Annotated in this window: 12 protein-coding genes; 4 read left to right on the top strand and 8 right to left on the bottom strand. The window is 63.3% G+C overall.

Features of this window, described 5'->3' with window-relative positions; genetic code table 11:
* Positions 1-102: 102 nt before the first annotated feature.
* Together O3303_RS18120 and O3303_RS18115 are read left to right on the top strand one after the other, a co-directional pair.
* Positions 103-1,518 (top strand): NADH-quinone oxidoreductase subunit N, encoded by a 1,416-nt coding sequence (locus O3303_RS18120; protein ID WP_269559776.1) that lies wholly within the window; start codon positions 103-105, stop codon positions 1,516-1,518.
* A 285-nt stretch (positions 1,519-1,803) separates the two neighbouring features.
* Positions 1,804-2,922 carry a S41 family peptidase gene (locus tag O3303_RS18115; RefSeq protein WP_269559775.1) on the top strand — a complete coding sequence of 373 codons (1,119 nt, stop codon included), beginning with the start codon at positions 1,804-1,806 and terminating at the stop codon, positions 2,920-2,922.
* 17 nt (positions 2,923-2,939) lie between these two features.
* On the opposite strand, the gene O3303_RS18110 is transcribed toward O3303_RS18115, so the two are convergent.
* From O3303_RS18110 to O3303_RS18085, 6 genes are all read right to left on the bottom strand, one after another.
* A complete protein-coding gene (locus O3303_RS18110; RefSeq protein ID WP_269559774.1) occupies positions 2,940-4,226 on the bottom strand; it encodes an OmpA family protein in 1,287 nt (428 codons plus the stop codon).
* A gap of 190 nt (positions 4,227-4,416) precedes the next feature.
* Positions 4,417-5,208: a 3'-5' exonuclease gene (locus O3303_RS18105; protein ID WP_269559773.1), complete on the bottom strand. Its 792-nt coding sequence runs from the start codon at positions 5,206-5,208 to the stop codon at positions 4,417-4,419.
* A 427-nt stretch (positions 5,209-5,635) separates the two neighbouring features.
* Positions 5,636-6,286, bottom strand: a complete 651-nt coding sequence (locus O3303_RS18100; protein WP_269559772.1) for a response regulator — start codon at positions 6,284-6,286, stop codon at positions 5,636-5,638.
* A 319-nt stretch (positions 6,287-6,605) separates the two neighbouring features.
* Entirely contained in the window at positions 6,606-9,683 is a 3,078-nt protein-coding gene (locus O3303_RS18095) for a sensor histidine kinase (protein ID WP_269559771.1), read from the bottom strand.
* Between the two features lie 247 nt (positions 9,684-9,930).
* Entirely contained in the window at positions 9,931-10,689 is a 759-nt protein-coding gene (locus O3303_RS18090; protein WP_269559770.1) for a LytR/AlgR family response regulator transcription factor, read from the bottom strand.
* A 180-nt stretch (positions 10,690-10,869) separates the two neighbouring features.
* A complete protein-coding gene (locus O3303_RS18085; protein WP_269559769.1) occupies positions 10,870-11,886 on the bottom strand; it encodes a sensor histidine kinase in 1,017 nt (338 codons plus the stop codon).
* 269 nt (positions 11,887-12,155) lie between these two features.
* On the opposite strand from O3303_RS18085, the gene O3303_RS18080 reads away from it, so the two are divergent.
* Together O3303_RS18080 and O3303_RS18075 are read left to right on the top strand one after the other, a co-directional pair.
* Positions 12,156-13,046: an ABC transporter ATP-binding protein gene (locus O3303_RS18080; RefSeq protein WP_269559768.1), complete on the top strand. Its 891-nt coding sequence runs from the start codon at positions 12,156-12,158 to the stop codon at positions 13,044-13,046.
* 228 nt (positions 13,047-13,274) lie between these two features.
* Complete coding sequence (locus tag O3303_RS18075; protein ID WP_269559767.1) at positions 13,275-16,928, top strand: ABC transporter permease/M1 family aminopeptidase; 3,654 nt, start codon at positions 13,275-13,277, stop codon at positions 16,926-16,928.
* 104 nt (positions 16,929-17,032) lie between these two features.
* Here the strand turns inward: O3303_RS18075 and O3303_RS18070 are convergent, their stop codons facing one another.
* Together O3303_RS18070 and O3303_RS18065 are read right to left on the bottom strand one after the other, a co-directional pair.
* Positions 17,033-17,524 (bottom strand): carboxypeptidase regulatory-like domain-containing protein, encoded by a 492-nt coding sequence (locus O3303_RS18070; protein WP_269559766.1) that lies wholly within the window; start codon positions 17,522-17,524, stop codon positions 17,033-17,035.
* A gap of 337 nt (positions 17,525-17,861) precedes the next feature.
* Positions 17,862-18,455: an REP-associated tyrosine transposase gene (locus O3303_RS18065; protein ID WP_269559765.1), complete on the bottom strand. Its 594-nt coding sequence runs from the start codon at positions 18,453-18,455 to the stop codon at positions 17,862-17,864.
* Positions 18,456-18,484: the final 29 nt, after the last annotated feature.

Genomic DNA, 18,484 nt, shown 5'->3' with positions numbered 1-18,484 from the left:
CTGGGCTACGTAGTGATTCTGCTTCTTATTCTGGCTATTCGGGCCGCATTTGTACACGCTCCATAGTCCAGGGCTTTTGCCCTGGGAACTCCAGCCGACCATATGAATTCCATCATTCTCCTTTCCGTTCTGGGCCTCGGCAACCTGTTCCTGGGTTTCCGCCGCTCCAACCGGCTGCTGCTGCCCGTGATGATGCTCATCCTGGGGCTGGTGCTGACCGTGAACTTCATCGACTGGAACGAGGGTGCGCAACCGTTTTTCAACGGCATGCTCACCATCGACAACTTCTCGGTGGCCTTCACCGGCATCGTGCTCCTCACGGCGTTGGTGCTGGTGCCCTTCTCCCAGAAATACGTGCTCGACGGCGAGGCCAACCTGGCCGAATACTACTCGCTGCTGCTGTTTTCGCTGGTGGGCGCCATTATGCTGGTGAGCTACAACCACCTGCTGATGCTGTTTCTGGGCATCGAAATCCTGAGCGTGGCCATGTACGTACTGGCCGGCTCCGATAAGCGCAACCTGCGCTCCAACGAAGCCGCCCTCAAGTACTTCCTGATGGGTGCGTTCTTCACCGGCATCCTGCTCTTCGGCATGGCGCTGGTGTACGGTGCCACCGGCACGTTCGTACTCAGCGAAATCAGCTTCGCGGTGCAGAACCCGGCTCCCGGTTTTGAGTCACTGAAGCCGATGCTCTACATTGGCATGCTGCTGATGTTCATCGGTATGGGCTTCAAGGTGTCGGCCGCGCCGTTCCACTTCTGGACGCCCGACGTGTACGAGGGCACGCCTACGTTCTTCGCTGCCTTCATGAGCACGGTGGTGAAAACGGCCGGTTTCGCCGCCTTCCTGAAGCTGCTGGTGCAGGCCTTCCCGGCCGCCAACGCCCAGGGCATCTGGCTGCCCACCCTGACGGCCATGTGCGTGCTCACGCTGCTCATCGGCAACGTGGGCGCCGTGGCCCAGACCAGCATCAAGCGGATGCTGGCCTACTCCAGCATCTCCCACGCCGGCTACCTGCTGATTGCGCTGGTAGCCTACAACGGCCAGCTGGAAGGTGCTTCCGCCAACGGTATTCTGTTCTATTCGCTGGCCTACTCGGTAGCCACCGTCGCTGCCTTTGGGGTAGTGAAACTGGTGGCCGATGCCCGCCAGCGCGAGGACTACGACGGCCTCAACGGGCTGGCGAAAACCAACCCGCTGCTGGCCTTCTCGCTCACGGTGTCCATGCTGAGCCTGGCCGGCATTCCGCTCACGGGCGGCTTCTTTGGCAAGTTCTTCGTGTTCTCGGCGGCCGTGGAAAATGGCTACATCGGCCTCGTGGTATTTGCCGTGGTGATGTCGATGGTGAGCATCTACTACTACCTGCGACCCATCATCAGCATGTACATGCGCGATACCGACGCCGAAACGGCTGAGGCGGTGCCCGTGACGACCTTCCAGGCCGGCGCGCTGCTACTGCTGGCCGCCCTCACGGTGCTGCTGGGCGTGCTGCCCGGTCTGGTAGCCGGCGCGCTGTAAGCCACCACGCTTCCACAAGCTGCAAAAGCGTCTCTGCCTCTTCGGCGGAGACGCTTTTTTGTTGCCGACCTCTGCCGCAATGCGGGTGAATATTTCATCGTGAGATGTAGAGACGCAATATTTTGCGCCTCGTCATTGCTGATGTTGTTGCGTCAGTGCACTCCCCATCGTTCAACGACGAGACGCAAAATATTGCGTCTCTACAGCATTTTCACACTCCACTGCGCACCGAACAGTTACCGGCAACTTGACTTACTTGCGCCCGCATCTGCCCTTATCTGTGCTATGAAACGTATTGGCTTTCTGTTTTGCCTGCTATTCCCATTTGCTGCTCCTGCTCAGACGGCAGCCGCTTCCAGCCTACCGGAGCAGAGCTTTGAGCAGTTCTGGCAGGCCTTCCGCGACCATTACGCCTTCTTCCCGCTCAAACAGGTTGACTGGGACGCCACCTACCGCGCCTACCGCCCCCGCATCACGGCCCAAACGCCGCAAGATTCGCTGGTGCAGGTGTTCGGCCGGATGGTGGCCCCGCTGCATGATGGGCACATTACCATCAGCCAGGGCGAAACCATCCTGTTCAAGGGCGAAAGCCACCGCAACTCGTTTAAGCAAACCTTCAAGGCCGTGCAGCCCGAGTTCTGGCGGGTGGCGACGCAGCAACTGCAGGCAGCCGGTTTCGGTCCCCTGAAAGGGACGGGACCCAATTTCAAGGGCAAGCAGCCGCTCTACGTCAGCCGCAGCGGCAACCTCGGCTATTTGCACCTCACCCGCAACTTCGCCGATATCAGCGGAGCCATCGGCACCGACGCTCAGGAGAAAAAGGATCAGCAGAAGCTGGAGAAGCTGTTTTTGCAGGCGCTGAAGCAGCTGAGCGGCTGCCAGGTGCTGCTGCTCGACATTCGTGACGACGGCGGCGGCCACAGCGGCGTGGAGCTGGCGGGCCACTTCGCCACTGAACGGGTGCTGACCAGCTACAAAGCCCTGCGTCAGCCCGGCGGCTACGACCGTTTCACGGAGCCGCAGCCCGTGTACATGACACCCGCCACCGGCCCACGCTTCGCCGGCCCGGTCATCCTGCTCACCTCCGACCAGACCGCCAGCGCCGCCGAGGACCTGACCATTGCCCTGAACACGTTACCGCAGGTGACGCAAATCGGCACCGCCACCAAGGGCATGCTCTCCGACATGTACAGCGTGCACCTGCCCAACGGCCTCGACGTGACCCTCTCCCACCAGCGCTATACCACGCCAGCCGGCCAGCCGTTGGAAGACGTGGGCGTGCAGCCCGACGTAGCGGTAGAAAACACCCTGCCCGCCCTGCAGCAGCAGCGCGACCCGGTGCTGGAAAAGGCGCTGGAGCTGGCCCGAACAGAAGCCGCTAAGCGCACCTCGCCCAATAAGTAGCCCCAACGAAGCAGCCGCTACTTCTTAATCACGCGGATGCTGATGCGGCGGTTGAGGGCGCGGCCTTCGGGCGTAGTGTTGGGCGTGATGAAATACTTGCCGCCGTAGCCTTTGGCCTGAATCCGGTTCATATCGATGCCCATACCGGCCATGGCCAGCATGGCCGTCTGGGCGCGCGTTTCGCTGAGCTGGAAGTTTTTGAGCGGGTTGCCGGTGCTGTCGGTGTAGCCGCCCAGCTTCACCACGGCCGTCGGGAAGGTTTTGAGGATGCTGGCCACGTTGCGCAGCTGCATAAACGACTCGTCGGTGAGCGTGGTGGAGCCGGGCTCGAAGTACACCCGGTCGAAGTTGATCCAGCCTTTGGTGCGGTTCACGGAATCTACTTCTATGGCGGGGTCAGCCAGGAAGGTGTAGAGGCGGTTTTCGGTGGAGTTGGCGCCTATTTTCTGGGTGGTACCGTCGGCCAGACGCAGGATGATGGGCTGGCCGGTGTCGTAGATGTAGTTGCCGCTGCTGGCATCGTAGCGGCCGGCCTGCTCCGTACTGGCTGGGCCGGCCGGCTGGGCCTGCGAGGCGGGCGCCAGCCCGGTAGCCAGCGGCACCGCGGGCGCGCCCAGCCGGTCGTGCCCGAACAGATAGCCCAGCAACACCGCCAGCAACAGCAGCAGCCCCCACTGCCAGCGGGCGGTAGAGGTTTCAGCAACCGGCGCAGCAGGAGCCGTGGCCCAGGCCGCTACAGAAGCGTTGGGGGCCAGCTCGGGGAGTAAAGCCGGCACCCGGTCCGGGCTGCCGGCCGGCACCGACTGCGGCACCGAGAGCAGGGCCCGCCGAAGCGGATCTTTCTCCTGGCGCAGCCACAGCGCCAGCGCCACCGGGTCGAGTTGATGCTCGCGGGCATGCTCGCCGGCCACGCCCAGCACCGCCACCGTGCTGCAGCCCAATAGTCGGGCCGCCACGCCGGGGGTTAGGTTGGTGGCGTCGGCCTGCTCCTGCAAAATGCCGGAGTAGGATTCCCCCAGTAAGTCGTGCAGCAAGTCTTCGCCCCGCTTCTGCCACCCGGTCTGGTCGAGGGAAGGCAGGTGCTCCGTTACGTGGGCGTCGTGGGCCTCGCGGCTGAGTTGCCAGAGCATTTCCGGGCCGTAGGGGCCTTCCACGCGGTTGAGCAGTGTATACAGCGAAAACGGTACGGTATGGCTGAGGCCGTTGCGGATAGCGGCTCCCGCTACTTGGTTGCGGCTCGCCAAGTCGTCGGTTACCTGGTCCGTAAAAGCGTCCAGAACCGTCTGATTCAGTGTATTTCCCATATCCTCTTACTCACTAAAGCCAACTTCACTCAAAAGGTAATTTTTTTAATTATAATATTTCAATTATTTATTTAATTTATTTTACAAGAAAAATATCCCATACCCAATAAAAGCAGTTAGAGCCGGGCACTATTCTCCCCCAACAGCTTTCATAAGCAGCTTAAACCAAGGCCAAAACCTGCCAACAGCGCTACACGCGGCGCAGTACGGTGGCGGGCTCTTCGGCGTACTGCACGGCCTCATCCGGGAAGGGTTCGTCGCCGCGGAAGCGCAGCAGCAGGCGGGCCGTGGTGATGATGTCCTTCTGGCAATAGCGTGCAATGCGCGGCAGGTCGTTGTCTTCGTAATACACGCGGGCCACGTCTTTGCCCTGGATGTCGTCTTTGGGCGTGGGAATCCCGAACATGGCGGCCAGCAGACTCAGCGATGTAAACGACTTCCGGTCGCCGAACTTCCAGAGTTCCATGGTGTCGAGGTGAGGCACTTCCCAGGGCTTTTTGCCGGCCGTATCGAGGTGGGGCGGCAGCGCCAGCCCGTTGATGAGCATACGCCGCGACAGGTACGGAAAGTCGAACTCCTTGCCGTTGTGGCCGCACAGCCGGAAATGCGGCCGGTGGCTGATAACGTCGCTGAACTCCCGGAGCAGCTCTTTCTCATCGTGGCCATAGAAGGATTTCACGCTGAAGCGCAGCTCCCCCTCGGGCGTGTAGCGGAAGCGGCCCACCGAAATGCACACCACCCGCCCAAACTCGGCGTAGATGCCGGCCTGCTCGAACAGCGTGGCAGCGTGCAAGGTGTCGGGCAGCGGGGCAATGTGGTCGTGGTGCGAAATCCAGCCTTTCTCGCGGCGCAGGGCGTGGCATTTGTGCTCCCAAAGCTCCTTGAGCATCTCGTGCAGGTCGTCGTGGCAGCCTACGCAGGGCACGGTCTCAATGTCGAGCACAAATACCTCATCGAGCTTTAGGTCGCGGAGCAGACGCATACACAAGGCGGATAACACAGTAGATGGATGCCGAATATAGGCTTTTCCACCACGTATGCACCATTTTTGCGGTGTTCCAGAGCCGCCGTCGGCAGGGCGCCAGGAAGTAGCGCACCTGTCGGCGACGGGAACCTGCCAGGCCGCATCGGCCGCAACGCACCGGGCGGCATCAGCGCCAGCCGGTAGTATGTGCAAGGCCAAAGCCGGGGTCAGGCAAGGGCCGGGCGCTGCCGGATCCAAAGACCCAGCAGGCAAATAAGTAGCTGCGGACGCATATGTGGCATAATGGCAGATATTTGGGCACCCAACCAGCCCCGAATGCCCGTGGTGGAAACACCGAGGCCGGGGTTGTTGGTCGGGTTGAAATTGCGCTTTTCTGCCGCCGTTGTCAATCGCATAATCATGTAGCGGCCCGTTGGGGCAGGTTTCAGGTCAGGCCCTGCCGCAAGGCTTTGCTAACGGCCTCAGTCATGGAGCGCACGTGCAGCTTCTCGTAGATTTTCTTGATGTGGGAGCGGACGGTATCGATGCTGATGCCGCGGTCGGCGGCAATCATTTTGTAGCTGTAACCTTCCACCAGCAGCCCCAGAATTTCCTGCTCGCGGGCGCTGAGGTTGGCCGGCGACTCGTCGGAGACGGGGCGGGGTGGCGTTTTTGGGAACAGGCGCAGCACCTGCCGGGCAATGGCGGGCGTCATGGGCGCCCCCCCGGCCCGCACCTCGCTGATGGCATCGATGATGCGGGCCGGCGGAGTTTTCTTGAGCAGATAGCCGTCGGCGCCGGCGCAGATAGCAGCAAACACCCGCTCGTTTTCCTCAAATACCGTCAGCATCACCACGTTGATGACCGGGGCCACCGCCTTGATGCGGCGCAGGCCTTCGATACCGGTGCAGCCGGGCATGTCGATGTCCATGAGCACTACGTCGGGGCGGAGGCGCTCCATGTCGGCTTCAGCTTGGGTGCAGTTGCTGAGCGCGCCGGCCAGCGTCAGGCCCGGCGAGCCGGCCAGCAATTGGCCCAGGCTGGTGCGCAGGTCAGCATTGTCTTCGTAAATCAGAACGCGGATGCTGTTTTCCATGGCGCAAAGCCGGCAGGTGGTGAGAGTGCAGGTAATATACGCGTTGCCGCCCCCAGATGCGCCTACATGATGATGTGAAAAGAGGTGATGAGATGACAGGTGATAGGGTGAAAAGCAAAAGGTCGTCATTCCGAGCGGAGCGAGGAATCTCGCGTGCTGACGTTCGCCTCACCCCCCGGCCCCCTCTCCCGTGGAGAGGGGGAGCCAGACGAGTTTTTTTGGTGAGCCAGTTTGCTGGTGAGTACTATACTGGCGAGATTCCTCGCTCCGCTCGGAATGACGTTCTGGCTTCATCACCTCATCACCCCATCACCCAACATCAATCATTCAGAGGCACTTTCAGGTGGAGGGTGGTGCCTTTGCCGGGGGCGGTTTCGATGGTGAGGTGGCCGGCCAGGGCGGCGGCGCGGCTGCGCATGTTGGTGAGGCCGTTGCCGCTGCCCTGGGCGGGGCTGGTGGGGTCGAAGCCCACGCCATCGTCCTGCACGGTGAGGTGCAGCAGGCCCTGCTGGTAGGCTAACCGAATGCCGGCATGCTGGCACTGCGCGTACTTGGCCAGGTTGTTTATGGCTTCCTTGAAGAGCAGGAAAAACTCGCGGCGGGCCCGCATATCCAGCTTCAGGCCCTGCACCGAGGGCTCGGCCCGAAACGTGAATTCGATGCCGCGCGCCTCCAGCACCTCCGAGGCGAAGCTGCGCATGCGGGCCGTCACGTCATCGAGGCCGTCGTGGGCGGGGTTGATGGCCCACACGATGTCGTCCATGGCGTCGAGCATGCGGCGCGACGAGTCCCCGATTTGCTCCAGCAGGGCCGCGGCCTGCTCGGGGCGATGCTGGTGCTGGTGGTTGCGCGCAATCTGGCTTAGAATGGAAATGCTGCTGAGCGTGGAGCCCATGTCGTCGTGCAAGTCGCGGGCGATACTGTGGCGCACCCGTTCCAACGAAAGCAGATGCCCCACCCGCAGCCGGTACGCCACAAACAACAGCGCAAACGCCAGCCAGCCGAGCCCAATCCGAAACCACCACGACTGGTACCAGGGCGGCGTAACAATGATGCGCAGCGCGGCCCCACGCGGGCTCCAGACGCCGTCGTTGTTGGTGGCTCGCACCCGGAAAGTATAGGTACCGGGGTCGAGGTTGGTGTAGTTGGCCTCGCGACGGCGGCCGGCCTCAATCCAGTCTTGGTCGAAGCCTTCCAGCAGATAGACGTAGCGGTTTTTATCAGGCTGGCGGAAATTGAGGGCCGCAAATTCCAGCGAGAAAAAGTAGTCTTGCGGGGCTAGGCGCAGCACGCGCCGCTCCGTGATGGCTGTGTCGGGCAGTTCCACCGGGCGGTTGAATTTGCGCAGCTCCGTGAGCACCACGGCCGGCGGCACGGGGTTGGTGCGCACAGCGGCCGGCAGAAACGCCACTAGCCCATTGGCCCCGCCAAAATACAGCTGCCCATCGGCGCCGCGGTGGCTGGCCCCGGCATTAAACTCGTCCTGCGGCAGACCGTCGCGCTCATCAAACGTGAAGAACCGGCCGGTTTTGGGGTCGAAGCGGGCAATACCCTTGTTGGTCGACAGCCAAAGATGGCCCTGGCGGTCGTGCTGCATGCCGTATACCACATCGTTGGGCAGGCCGCTGGCTTCGCGGAAGGTGGTGAAGCTGCCCTGCTCGGCATCGTCGAGGCGACAGAAGCCGCCGCCTTCGGTGCCGACCCACAGCGTGCCGCTTTCATCGAGCTGCAGGCAGCGCACGAAGTTGCTGCTCAGGCTGCGGGGGTTGCGGCCATCGGCCCGGAAGGTGCGGAAGCGGCCGGTGGCGGGGTCAAGGCAACTGAGGCCACCGCCGCCGGTGCCCACCCAGAGGCGGCCCCGGCCATCCTGCAGCGTCACGCGCACGAAGTTGTTGGGCAGGCTGGCGGCCCGGGCGGGGTCGTGGCGGAAGGTGGTGAAGCGGCCGGTAGCGGCGCTGAGGCGGTTGAGGCCGCCCTCGGTGCCCACCCAAAGCTGCCCAGCGGGGTCCTGGTACACGGAGCGCACGAAATCGTCGGAGAGGCTGGCGGGGTTGGCGGAATTGTGGCGGTAGTGGCGGAACACGGTGCGGCCCGGCTCCAGGCAGTCGAGGCCCTGGCTTTGGGTGCCCACCCACAGGCGGCCGGCGGCATCAAAGCTCAATGCCCGCACAAAGTCCTGGGCCAGGCTGCCGGGCTGCGCGGGGTTGTGGCGGAAGCTGCGGTAGCGGCCGGTGGTAGGCTCGTAGCACAGCAGCCCCTGGTCTTCGGTGCCAATCCAGAGCCGCCCCGCCGCATCCGACGTGACGGCCCACACCGGCGCGGGCACGGCAGGCGCGGGCACCCGCCGAAAGTCGCGGGTGCGCAGGTCGGTCTGGCTGAGGCCGGCTTCGGTGCCCACCCACAGCAGCCCGGCGCGGTCCTGCAGCAGCGTCTGCACCGTGTTTTCGGGCAGGCTGACCGGATTGAGCGGCTCGTGCGCGGTACGACGAAAAGTGCCGGTAGCAGGCTCGTAGCGGCACAGGCCCTCGTTGGTGCCCACCCACAGCGTGTTCTGCTGGTCGGTGAGCAGGCTGCGGATGCCGCCGGGCGGCAAGCTGCCCGCGCCCGGCCGGAAAAAGCGGGCAGCCCCGCCGGCCGGGGGCAGGTAGGCCAACGTCCCGGACTCGGCACCCACCCATAGCCCGCCGCGGCGGTCGGGGCAGAGGCTGGTGATGGCGCCGACGGCTGGCAGGCGCGGGTCGGGCAGCAGCAGGCGGCTGACGGTGTCAAGGCGGCTGACGATACCCTCGCCGGTGCCCACCCACAGCTGGCCGGCCTGGTCCTGGGTGAGGGCCCGCACGGAGTTGCGCCGGAGGCTACTGCCGGGCCCAGCCGCGTGCCGGAACACGCCGAAACGGCGCGCGGCGGGGTTCAGCTGGTGCAGGCCATCTTCGGAGCCGGCCCACACCCGCCCCTGCCGGTCGCAATACACCACCCGGATGAAGTTGCTGGTCAGGCCGCTGGAGTCGCCGGGCTCGGCGCGGTAGGTGCGGAACTGCCCGGTGCGCGGGCTGTAGCGCGACAGGCCGCCGCCGGTGCCCACCCACACCTGTCCCTGCGGATCGAGGCACAGCGAAAGCACGAAGTTGCTGGCCAAGCTGGTGGGCCGGCGGGCATCAGCCCGAAACGTGCGAAACCCAACGCCGTCGTAGCGGCAGAGGCCATCCTGGGTGCCTACCCACAGAAAGCCGCGCTGGTCCTGCACGAGGCTGTAGACGCTGTTTTCGGCCAGCCCGTCGGCGGCTGTGAAGGTGCGGAACCGCAGTGGCGTGGGCTGGGCCTGGGCGCCGAAGCCGGCCAGCAGGAACACGCCGAGCAGCCCAAGCAGCAAAAGCCAGAAGTCAGCAGGGCGTTTCATAAGTCGGGACGAGCCAGGTGGGCTGAATGTACCGAAATACCCGGAACTGACGACAGTACTTTTCCGCATTTGACCTGCCACTCAGCATAGTAGCGCGAACTTTGTAGTTCGCGTACCTGCGCCGTCCAGACGATTTCGTTTCGGCGGCGCGGGGACGCGAACTGCAAAGTTCGCGCTACTGCTGGGCCCCGAGCCGTTCAGACGATTTCGTTTCAGTGGCGCGGCGGCGCGAACTGCAAAGTTCGCGCTACTGCCGCTGCGGCTGCAGGCGGCGCAGCACGTCGGGGCGGAACGTGCTGCCCACCGGCACCTCGCGGCCGCCCACGTACAGGCAGTTGCCGCTCAGGCGCTCCACACACGTCATGTTCACTAGGTACGACTTGTGCACGCGCAGAAACTGGGTGGCGGGCAGGCTGCTTTCCATCTGCTTCATGGTTTCGGCCGTGAGCAGCGTGCGGCCCGCGGCCGTGTGGCACTTCACGAAGTTGCCGTAGCCTTCCACATAGAGCAGCTCCGCAAACCGGACTCGCTCGGTGCCAGCATCCGTTTTCAGGAACACCGAGTCGGAAGCCGGTGAGGCCGCGGCAGACGTGGGCACCGGAGTTGCCGGAGCGGATGTCGGCGGCGTGCGTTCGGCCAGTAGTGTGTGCAGCCGCGTCACGGTCTTCACGAACCGCTCAAACCGGATGGGCTTCAGCAGGTAGTCCACCACGCCCAGGTCGAAGGCTTCCAGCGCGTGCGTGGCGTGGGCAGTGCACAGCACCACCTGCGGCGGCTGCGGCAGGGCGCGCAGCAGCTCCAGGCCGGTCAGCTCGGGCATGTCCACGTCCAGAAACAGCACATCGACGGGCGTGGTGCGCAGCAGCGTCAGGGCCTCCACGGCGCCGTAGCAGCTGCCGGCCCAGGTGGCCAGCCCGGGCAGCCGGTCGAGGTAGGCGTGCAGCACGGTGTGGGCCAAAGGCTCATCATCGACGAGCAGGCAACGCAGCGGGGCAGCGGCATTCATAGGTTAGGCGGGATAGTAAGAACGATGGCGAAAGAACGTCATGCAGAGCGCAGCCGGAGGCGGAGCGAAGCATCTCGCGTGCAATGGTAACTCAATCGTTCTGTGATTTTGGTTTTACTACACTGGCGAGATGCTTCGCTTCGCCTTCGGCTGCGCTCTGCATGACGTTCATTTTCAACCTCACAGCTGCAGCCTCAGTTCGGCGGTGTAGTGGGTGGCGGTGGCGTTGAGGGTGAGCTGGTGGCGCGGGCCGGGGTAGAACTGCGCCAGCCGGGCCCGCAGGTTCGGGAGCCCCAGGCCCGAGGGCGTGGGCTTGAAGTGGGGCGGAATGCTATTCTCGGTGCGCAGGGTGAGGCCGGTGGGCGTCTGGCTAAGCGTGATACGGATGGTGTTGTCGCCGCTGGGGCCAATGGCGTGCTTGAAGCAGTTTTCTACGAGCGGTAGCAGCAGCAGCGGCGCCAGCGGCTGGTCGGGGTGCGGCAGGTCCACCGTGAATTCAACGTGCGAATTGGCCCGCAGCCGCAGCTTTTCCAGCCCGATGTAGTTGGCCAGGTACTCGGCCTCGGTGCCCACGGTCACGAGGTGCTGACGGGAGCTGTCGAGCTGGTAGCGCATGAGGCCAGCCAGCTGCAGCAGGGCCTCCGGCATCTGGTCGGGGGCGGCCAGGCTGAGGCCGTAGAGGTTGTTGAGGGTGTTGAACAGGAAGTGCTGGTTGACCTGGGCTTTCAGCAAGCTCAGCTCGGTTTCCAGCTGCCGGGCGTGCAGCTCCTGCATCCGGTAGTGGCTCAGCACGCCGCGCCGCACGTAGTGCGGCAGCGTGGCCAGCACCGTCGCCAGCACCAAATTGCCCGCGGCCAGCCCCAGCAGATACGCGAAAGTGGTGTGGCCGCCGGGCCGCGTCTGCACCACGTGCGCCAGCTGGTTGAGCAGCACCAGCAGCGCGGCTCCGCTCAGCATCAGCGCACTAGTCGCCAAGACATAGCGGCCGTAGCGGCGCTGCTCCAGCAGGCGCGTCAGCAACCAGAAATGAGCATAAATCACCAAAGCCGCTACGGGCAGCAGCACGGCCATGCGCCGTAGCTTTTCGGGCGCGCCGGCCGGCTCCAGAAGGGCCAGCAGCCCAATCAGCGCCAGCACCAGCACCCAGACCAGCCCGTGCCGCAGGGCCCGCGAGCGGACAAAAACAGAAAGTGTCATGGGGCAAAACTACGGCCCCTCCCCCACCGGCCCGCATAAACATGACCAACGGCGTTGGCAGGCAAAAACCGGGTGTTGGTCACGAAGAAAACGTGGTCGTCATAAAAAGCGGGGCTGAGAATAGGGGATTTCAGATATTTGAGCCAGAAGCCCTCCACAGCGGGCAACCGTTGCCGTGGTTTCGGCATCCGGTTAGCGGCCGGCTGTAATGCCGGCGCCCTTCCTTCGATATATCTGCCAGAACTCTCCACTTCCTTCCCTATTCCACCATGGCGCTTACCATCAGCAACCTCACCAAAACCTACCCCAACGGCACGCAGGCGCTCAAGGGCGTCACGCTCACCATTCCCAACGGCATGTTTGGGCTGCTGGGCCCGAACGGCGCCGGCAAGTCCAGTTTGATGCGCACCATTGCCACGCTGCAGGACGCCGACACCGGCAGCATCTGGCTCGACGACATTGATGTGCTGCGCGACAAGGAGGCCGTGCGCCGCGTGCTGGGCTACCTGCCGCAGGAGTTCGGGGTGTACCCGCGCGTGTCGGCCGAGGAGCTGCTCGACCATTTCGCGGTGCTCAAGGGCATCGGCAACAGCAAGGAGCGCAAGGAAACGGTGGCGGCGCTGCTGCAGCAAACCAACCTCTACGAGGTGCGCAAAAAGCACGTGGGCGGCTACTCCGGCGGCATGAAGCAGCGCTTCGGCATTGCGCAGGCCCTGCTCGGCAACCCGCGCCTCATCATCGTGGATGAGCCCACCGCCGGCCTCGACCCGGCCGAGCGCAACCGCTTCCACAACCTGCTGTCGGAAATCGGCGAAAACCGCGTCGTGATTCTGAGCACGCACATCGTGTCAGACGTGAGCGACCTGTGCCGCAGCATGGCCATCATCAACAAGGGCGAAGTGCTGCTCACCGGCGACCCGCTTTCGGTGATGAATGAGCTAAAAGGCAAGGTCTGGAAGAAGCTGGTGGAGAAAGCCGAGCTGCCCGCCCTGCAGGCCGCCCACACCGTCATCAGCTCGCGCCTGTTCGCGGGCAAAACCGTGGTGCACGTACTGGCCGATTCGGCCCCGGACAGCGGGTTCGAGGCCGTGCAGCCCGACCTGGAAGACGTGTATTTTGCGGAAATCAAGAATTCAGAATTGAAAGTGGCTTTGCAGTAGCGGCGCGGCAGCTATTTCTCGCAGCATCTCGCAGTGTGCTGACGATGCCCAGGTAACCGTCATGCTGAGCGAAGCGAAGCATCTCGCAGGTGTGGTAACTGATGCTACCAACTGCCGAGATACCCAGCGCTGCTCGGAATGACAGAATTACCACTCGGGCGAGATGCTTCGGCTGCGCCTCTGCATGACGTTCAGTCAACTCACCACTCTCTTCTAAATACTAAACACATGTTTTTACCAATACTTCTTTTTGAGCTGAAATACCGGCTGCGGCGTCCCGCAACCTGGATTTACTTCGGGCTGCTGGCCCTGATGGCGGGGCTGCTGGTGGCGGCTTCGGGCGGCGCTTTTGGCGGCGGCGTCAGCATCGCGCTTGGCGGCGACGGGCAGGTGGTAAAAATCAACTCGCCCTACTCATTGACCCTCATCATCAGCGTGCTGAGCGTGTTCGGGATTATCATTGCCTCGTCGCTGATGGGCAACCCCGTGTACCGCGACTTCGAGTACCAGGCGCACCCGCTGTTCTACACCAAGCCCATCAGCAAGTGGGGCTACCTGGGCGGGCGGTTTCTGGGTTCCTACCTGATTGCGGTGCTGGTGTTCAGCGGCATTCTGGTGGGCGCGGCCATCGGGGCGGTGCTACCCGGCGTGGAGCCCGACCGGTTTCTGGCCGTGGCGCCGGCCGGCAGCTACGTGTGGCCCTTTGTGCTGATTGTGCTGCCCAACCTGCTGTTTACGGGGGCCATCTTCTTTACCATGGCCACGCTCACGCGCAACATCCTGAGCACCTACATCGGGGCCGTGGCGCTGCTCATCGGCTACCTGATTTCCAGCGCCTACACCTCCGACCTCAAAAACGAATACCTCGCCGCCGCCCTCGACGCCTTCGGGCTGGGCGCTCAGTTCTTCACGACCCGCTACTGGACGGCTGCCGAGAAAAACACCCAGTTGCTGCCGCTCGACTCGTTTATGCTGCTCAACCGCGCCGTGTGGCTGGCCATCGGGTTCGGGCTGCTGGCGCTCTGCTACGTGCGGTTCCGGTTTGCCAGCCTGGCCTCCGAGAAGGTGTCGAAGAAGACCCGCAAAGCCTCCGCTGCCGCGCCCGAAGCGGCGCTGGCCCCGGCCGGCGCCACGCTGCGCCTGCCCGCTGTGCACCAGGATTTCAGCGGTGCCATGCACCTGCGCCAGTGGTGGAGCCTCACTAAGCTGGAGTTTCGCGGCATCGTGCGCAACCGCTACTTCGCGGCGCTGGTGGGCGCGGGCGTCATCTTTCTGCTGGCCATGGTGTCGCAGGTGGGCAAAACGTTCGACACCACCACCTACCCCGTCACGCACGAAGTGCTGACGCTGGCCAGCGGCTCGTTTTTCCTGTTTTTCCTGGCCATTATCATCTTCTACTCCGGTGAGCTGGTGTGGCGCGAGCGGGAAGCCCGCGTGGCCCAGATTGCCGACGCCGTGCCGGTGCCCTCATGGGTGCCGTTTCTGAGCAAGCTGGCCGCCCTGGGGCTGGTGCAGGTGGTGCTGCTGCTGATGGTGATGGTAGTGGGTTTGCTGATACAGACAGTGAAGGGCTACTTCCACTACGAAATCGGGCTCTACATCCAGGCGCTGTTTCTGTACCAGCTGCCGTATCTGCTGCTGATCTGCGTGCTGGCCATGCTCACGCAGGTGGTGGTCAACAATAAGTACCTGGGCTTTTTCGTGGTGGTGCTCTACTATGTGGCCAACATCTTCCGCTCCGACATCGGCCTGGGCCACCGCCTGCTGGCCTACGGCGGCGGCCCCGGCCCCGGCCCCTACTCCGACATGAACGGCTATGGCCACTTCCTGCCGGCCTTCTGGTGGAGCAAGCTGCTGTGGGCGGGCGTGGCTCTGCTGTTTGTGCTGCTCGGCAACCTGCTCTGGGTGCGCGGCACCGACGCCGGCAACCGCCTACGGGAAGCCCGCCGCCGCTGGGGCGTGGGCAGCACCGCCACCCTGGCCGCTGGCCTGCTCATCAGCATGGGCGCGGGCGCATTTATCTTCTACAACACCAACGTGCTCAACCAGTACCGCACGGCCAAGCAGAACGAGCAGCTGCAGCTGCGCTACGAGCAGCTCTACCGCCGCCTCAAAGACGTGCGCCAGCCGCGCATCGTGGCCGTGAGCGTGAACACCGACATCTTCCCCGGCACCCGCGCCGTGCACTTCGAGGGCCGCTATATGCTGGTGAATAAGCACAGCCAGCCTCTTGATACAGTGCTGGTGAGTTTGCCCGCCGAGCTGAACCCGCGCGTGCGGGCCATCACCCTGGGCGCCCCCGGCCAGGCCACGCTGGCCCTGCAGGATACCACGTTCCAGCTGCGCCTCTACCGCCTGGCCCGGCCCCTGGCCCCCGGCGACTCGCTGCCGCTCACGTTCCGCCTCGCGTACCAGGAGCGCGGCTTCCCCAACTCGGATTCCAACACCGACATCGTCTACAACGGCACGTTCGTCAGCAGCCAGTACCTGCCGGGCCTGGGCTACCGCGAAGACGCCGAGCTCAGCAGTGACAAGGACCGCAAAACCTACGGCCTGCAGCCCAAGCCCCGCATGGCCCGCGTCGACGACCTGAAGGCCCGCCAGAACACCTACATCAACAACGACGCCGACTGGATTCGGTTTGAAACCACCGTCAGCACCGACGCCGACCAGACGGCCATGGCCCCCGGCTACCTGCAGAAGGAATGGACCAAAGACGGCCGCCGCTACTTCCACTACAAGATGGACCGGCCCATGCTCAACTTCTACACCTTCCTGTCGGCGCGCTACCAGAAGTACACCGACAAGTGGGTGGACACGGCCGGCGGGCGCACCTTGCCCATTGAAATCTACTACCAGCCCGGCCACGAGTACAACCTGAAGCGCATGGCCGCCGGCGCCAAAGAGGCCCTGAGCTACTGCTCGGCCAACTTCTCGCCCTACCAGCACCTGCAGCTGCGCATCCTGGAGTTTCCGCGCTACCAGAGCTTTGCGCAGAGCTTTGCCAACACGGTGCCGTTTTCGGAAAGCATTGGCTTCATTGCCAAGGTGGATGAAAACGACCCCGAAAGCCTCGACTACCCGTTCTACGTGACGGCCCACGAGGTGGCGCACCAGTGGTGGGCCCACCAGGTTATCGGGGGCAACGTGCAGGGCAGCACCCTCATGGCCGAAGCCATGGCCGAGTACAGCGCCCTGATGGTGGCCCGCAAGCGCTACGGCGTATCTACCATGGAGCGCTGGATGAAAATCGACATGAACCGCTACCTGGGCGGCCGGGCCGTTGAGCGCAAGAAGGAAGTGCCGCTGGCGCTGGTCGAAAACCAGACTTACATCCACTACGGCAAGGGCTCCGTGACCATGTACGCCCTGCAGGACTACCTCGGCGAAGCCAAGCTGAACGGCGCCCTGAAGCAGTACGTGCAGGCCGTGGCCTACCAGCAGCCGCCTTACACCAACTCGCCGGAGTTCGTCGGCTACCTGCGCCGCGCCGCCCCCGACTCGCTGCAGAACCTGCTCACCGACCTGTTCGACCGCATCACGCTCTACGACAACCGCGTAACCGACGCCACCGCCAAAAAGCTCCCCGATGGCCGCTATCAGGTGAACCTGACGGTGCAAAGCGCCAAGCTCTACGCCGACAGCCTCGGCAACCAGCGCCCCGCTCCCCTGCGCGACTACCTGCCCGTGGCCGTCTTCCCCGAGCCCGGCAAGGATAAAAAGCCCGCCGCGCCGCTGGTGCTGGAAAAGCGCCGCTTCGTGGCCGGCCGCAACCAGCTGCAGTTCATCGTGAATAAAAAGCCCGCCTCCGTCGCCCTCGACCCCTACCACGAGCTGGTGGACCGGGACCTGGAGGACAACAAGAAGGACGTGAAGCTGTAGGCTTTCTGCAACCTTGCTACTTCAAGCAAAAAGCGCCACTCCAAGCCGGAGTGGCGCTTTTTGTGGTTGCTGGTGGAGGACCATGCAGGGGCCGGCAGGCTCGGTTAGCGGCGCACCTGCTTCAGGTCGCGCTTCACTTCGCGGCGGGCAAACTTCTGGTACGTTTTCAGCTGAAACCGGCGCGACACCACAATCACCTGCGCGTTGGTGAGGCTGGCCGTGGAGCCGGCCGCCGAGTTGAGCGTCATTTTCTCATCGGCGAAGCCTGCATACGTTACGCGCGCCTCCAGGGCCTGGGCCGTGGCTGGCACCACAAACTCAAACTCGCCCTCGGCATTGGTGACGGCCATTTGCTTGGTGTTTTCCAGAATCACAACCGCCCCGGGCAGCACGCCGGCCGGGTTGGTGATCTTGCCGGTCAGCACCATCATCTCCTGAGGAGCAGCCTTGGCCGCTTTGCCCGATAGTCCGGTGCTGCCTGTGCCATCGGCCACGTAGCGGGCATTGCTGGCCACTACCGCCTGCGCACGCGCACTGGTGATAGGGGAAACGACAGTGAGCAACGTAACGAGAAACGGCAGCAGAGACAAGCGCATGGCGGAAAGGCTTTATTTTTTAACTATTCAAATTTACAATTGAATATTGCGGCCATACCCCATCAATCGTTTAACTACATCCTGTACAGGTTAAACTATGGCTTTCGTGGGATGAACCCCACCGCCAGGGCGCTTGTGTAGCCCAGCAAAAGTTGGCCCGTCAACCAGAAGCCCGCCTCCGTCGCCCTAGCCCCCTACCACGAGCTGGTAGAACGGAAGCCGGAAGACAACAGGGACGATGTGAAGCTGTAACGCGAAGTTCCACTTCGCGGGGCACGCGAGCCGTGAGGATTATTGGCCCCAACTGCTCCTGCACCCCGCGAAGTGGAACTTCGCGTTACATTTCATGCCACCAGGTGTGCGGCCATTGCCGCCAGTCATCTACCAAGCCCGCCCGCACAGGATTTTCGAGCGTGTAGGAGATGATATTGCGCATTTCCTCCGGGTTGCGGATTACGTGGTCGTAGCTTTCCCGATGCCAGAACTGGCCGGTACGGCCCAGCAGCTTGTTGGCCTCTCGGGCAGTATGGGCTTTGATGGATTGCAGCGTCCGCATCATAGCACGGCCGGTTTCAGACAGGGAAGCCACGAAATGCACATGATTGGGCATGATGCAGTAACAAACCAACTCGTACGCCTGCCCTTCGAAGTACCGCAGGCTCTGCACAACCAGCGCAGCTATGGCTGGCTCGCGCAACCAGACCGGCCCGGAAGAAGAACCATCCAGCAGCCTGTCGAACTTGCCGAAGTAGCGCTTTTGCCGCGCATAAGATGCTTCCCAAGGCTCCGCTGCAACCGGTGCCGCAAACTCCATCCGCAACTCTTCCACCACCCTCTCGGGCAGCGACCCTGCTAACCGGAACGTGATGAACACTGATTCACCGGGCGGCAGTATATGCGGCAGATTACGCTGGTAGTCATAGGGGTTCATGCCGTAAAATAGCATGTAACGCGAAGTTC

It is taken from the genome of Hymenobacter canadensis (genome assembly GCF_027359925.1).
In the GTDB taxonomy this organism is placed as follows: Bacteria; Bacteroidota; Bacteroidia; order Cytophagales; family Hymenobacteraceae; genus Hymenobacter; species Hymenobacter canadensis.
Note: the sequence above shows the minus strand (reverse complement) of the source record. Positions and strands in the feature narration are given on the sequence as shown.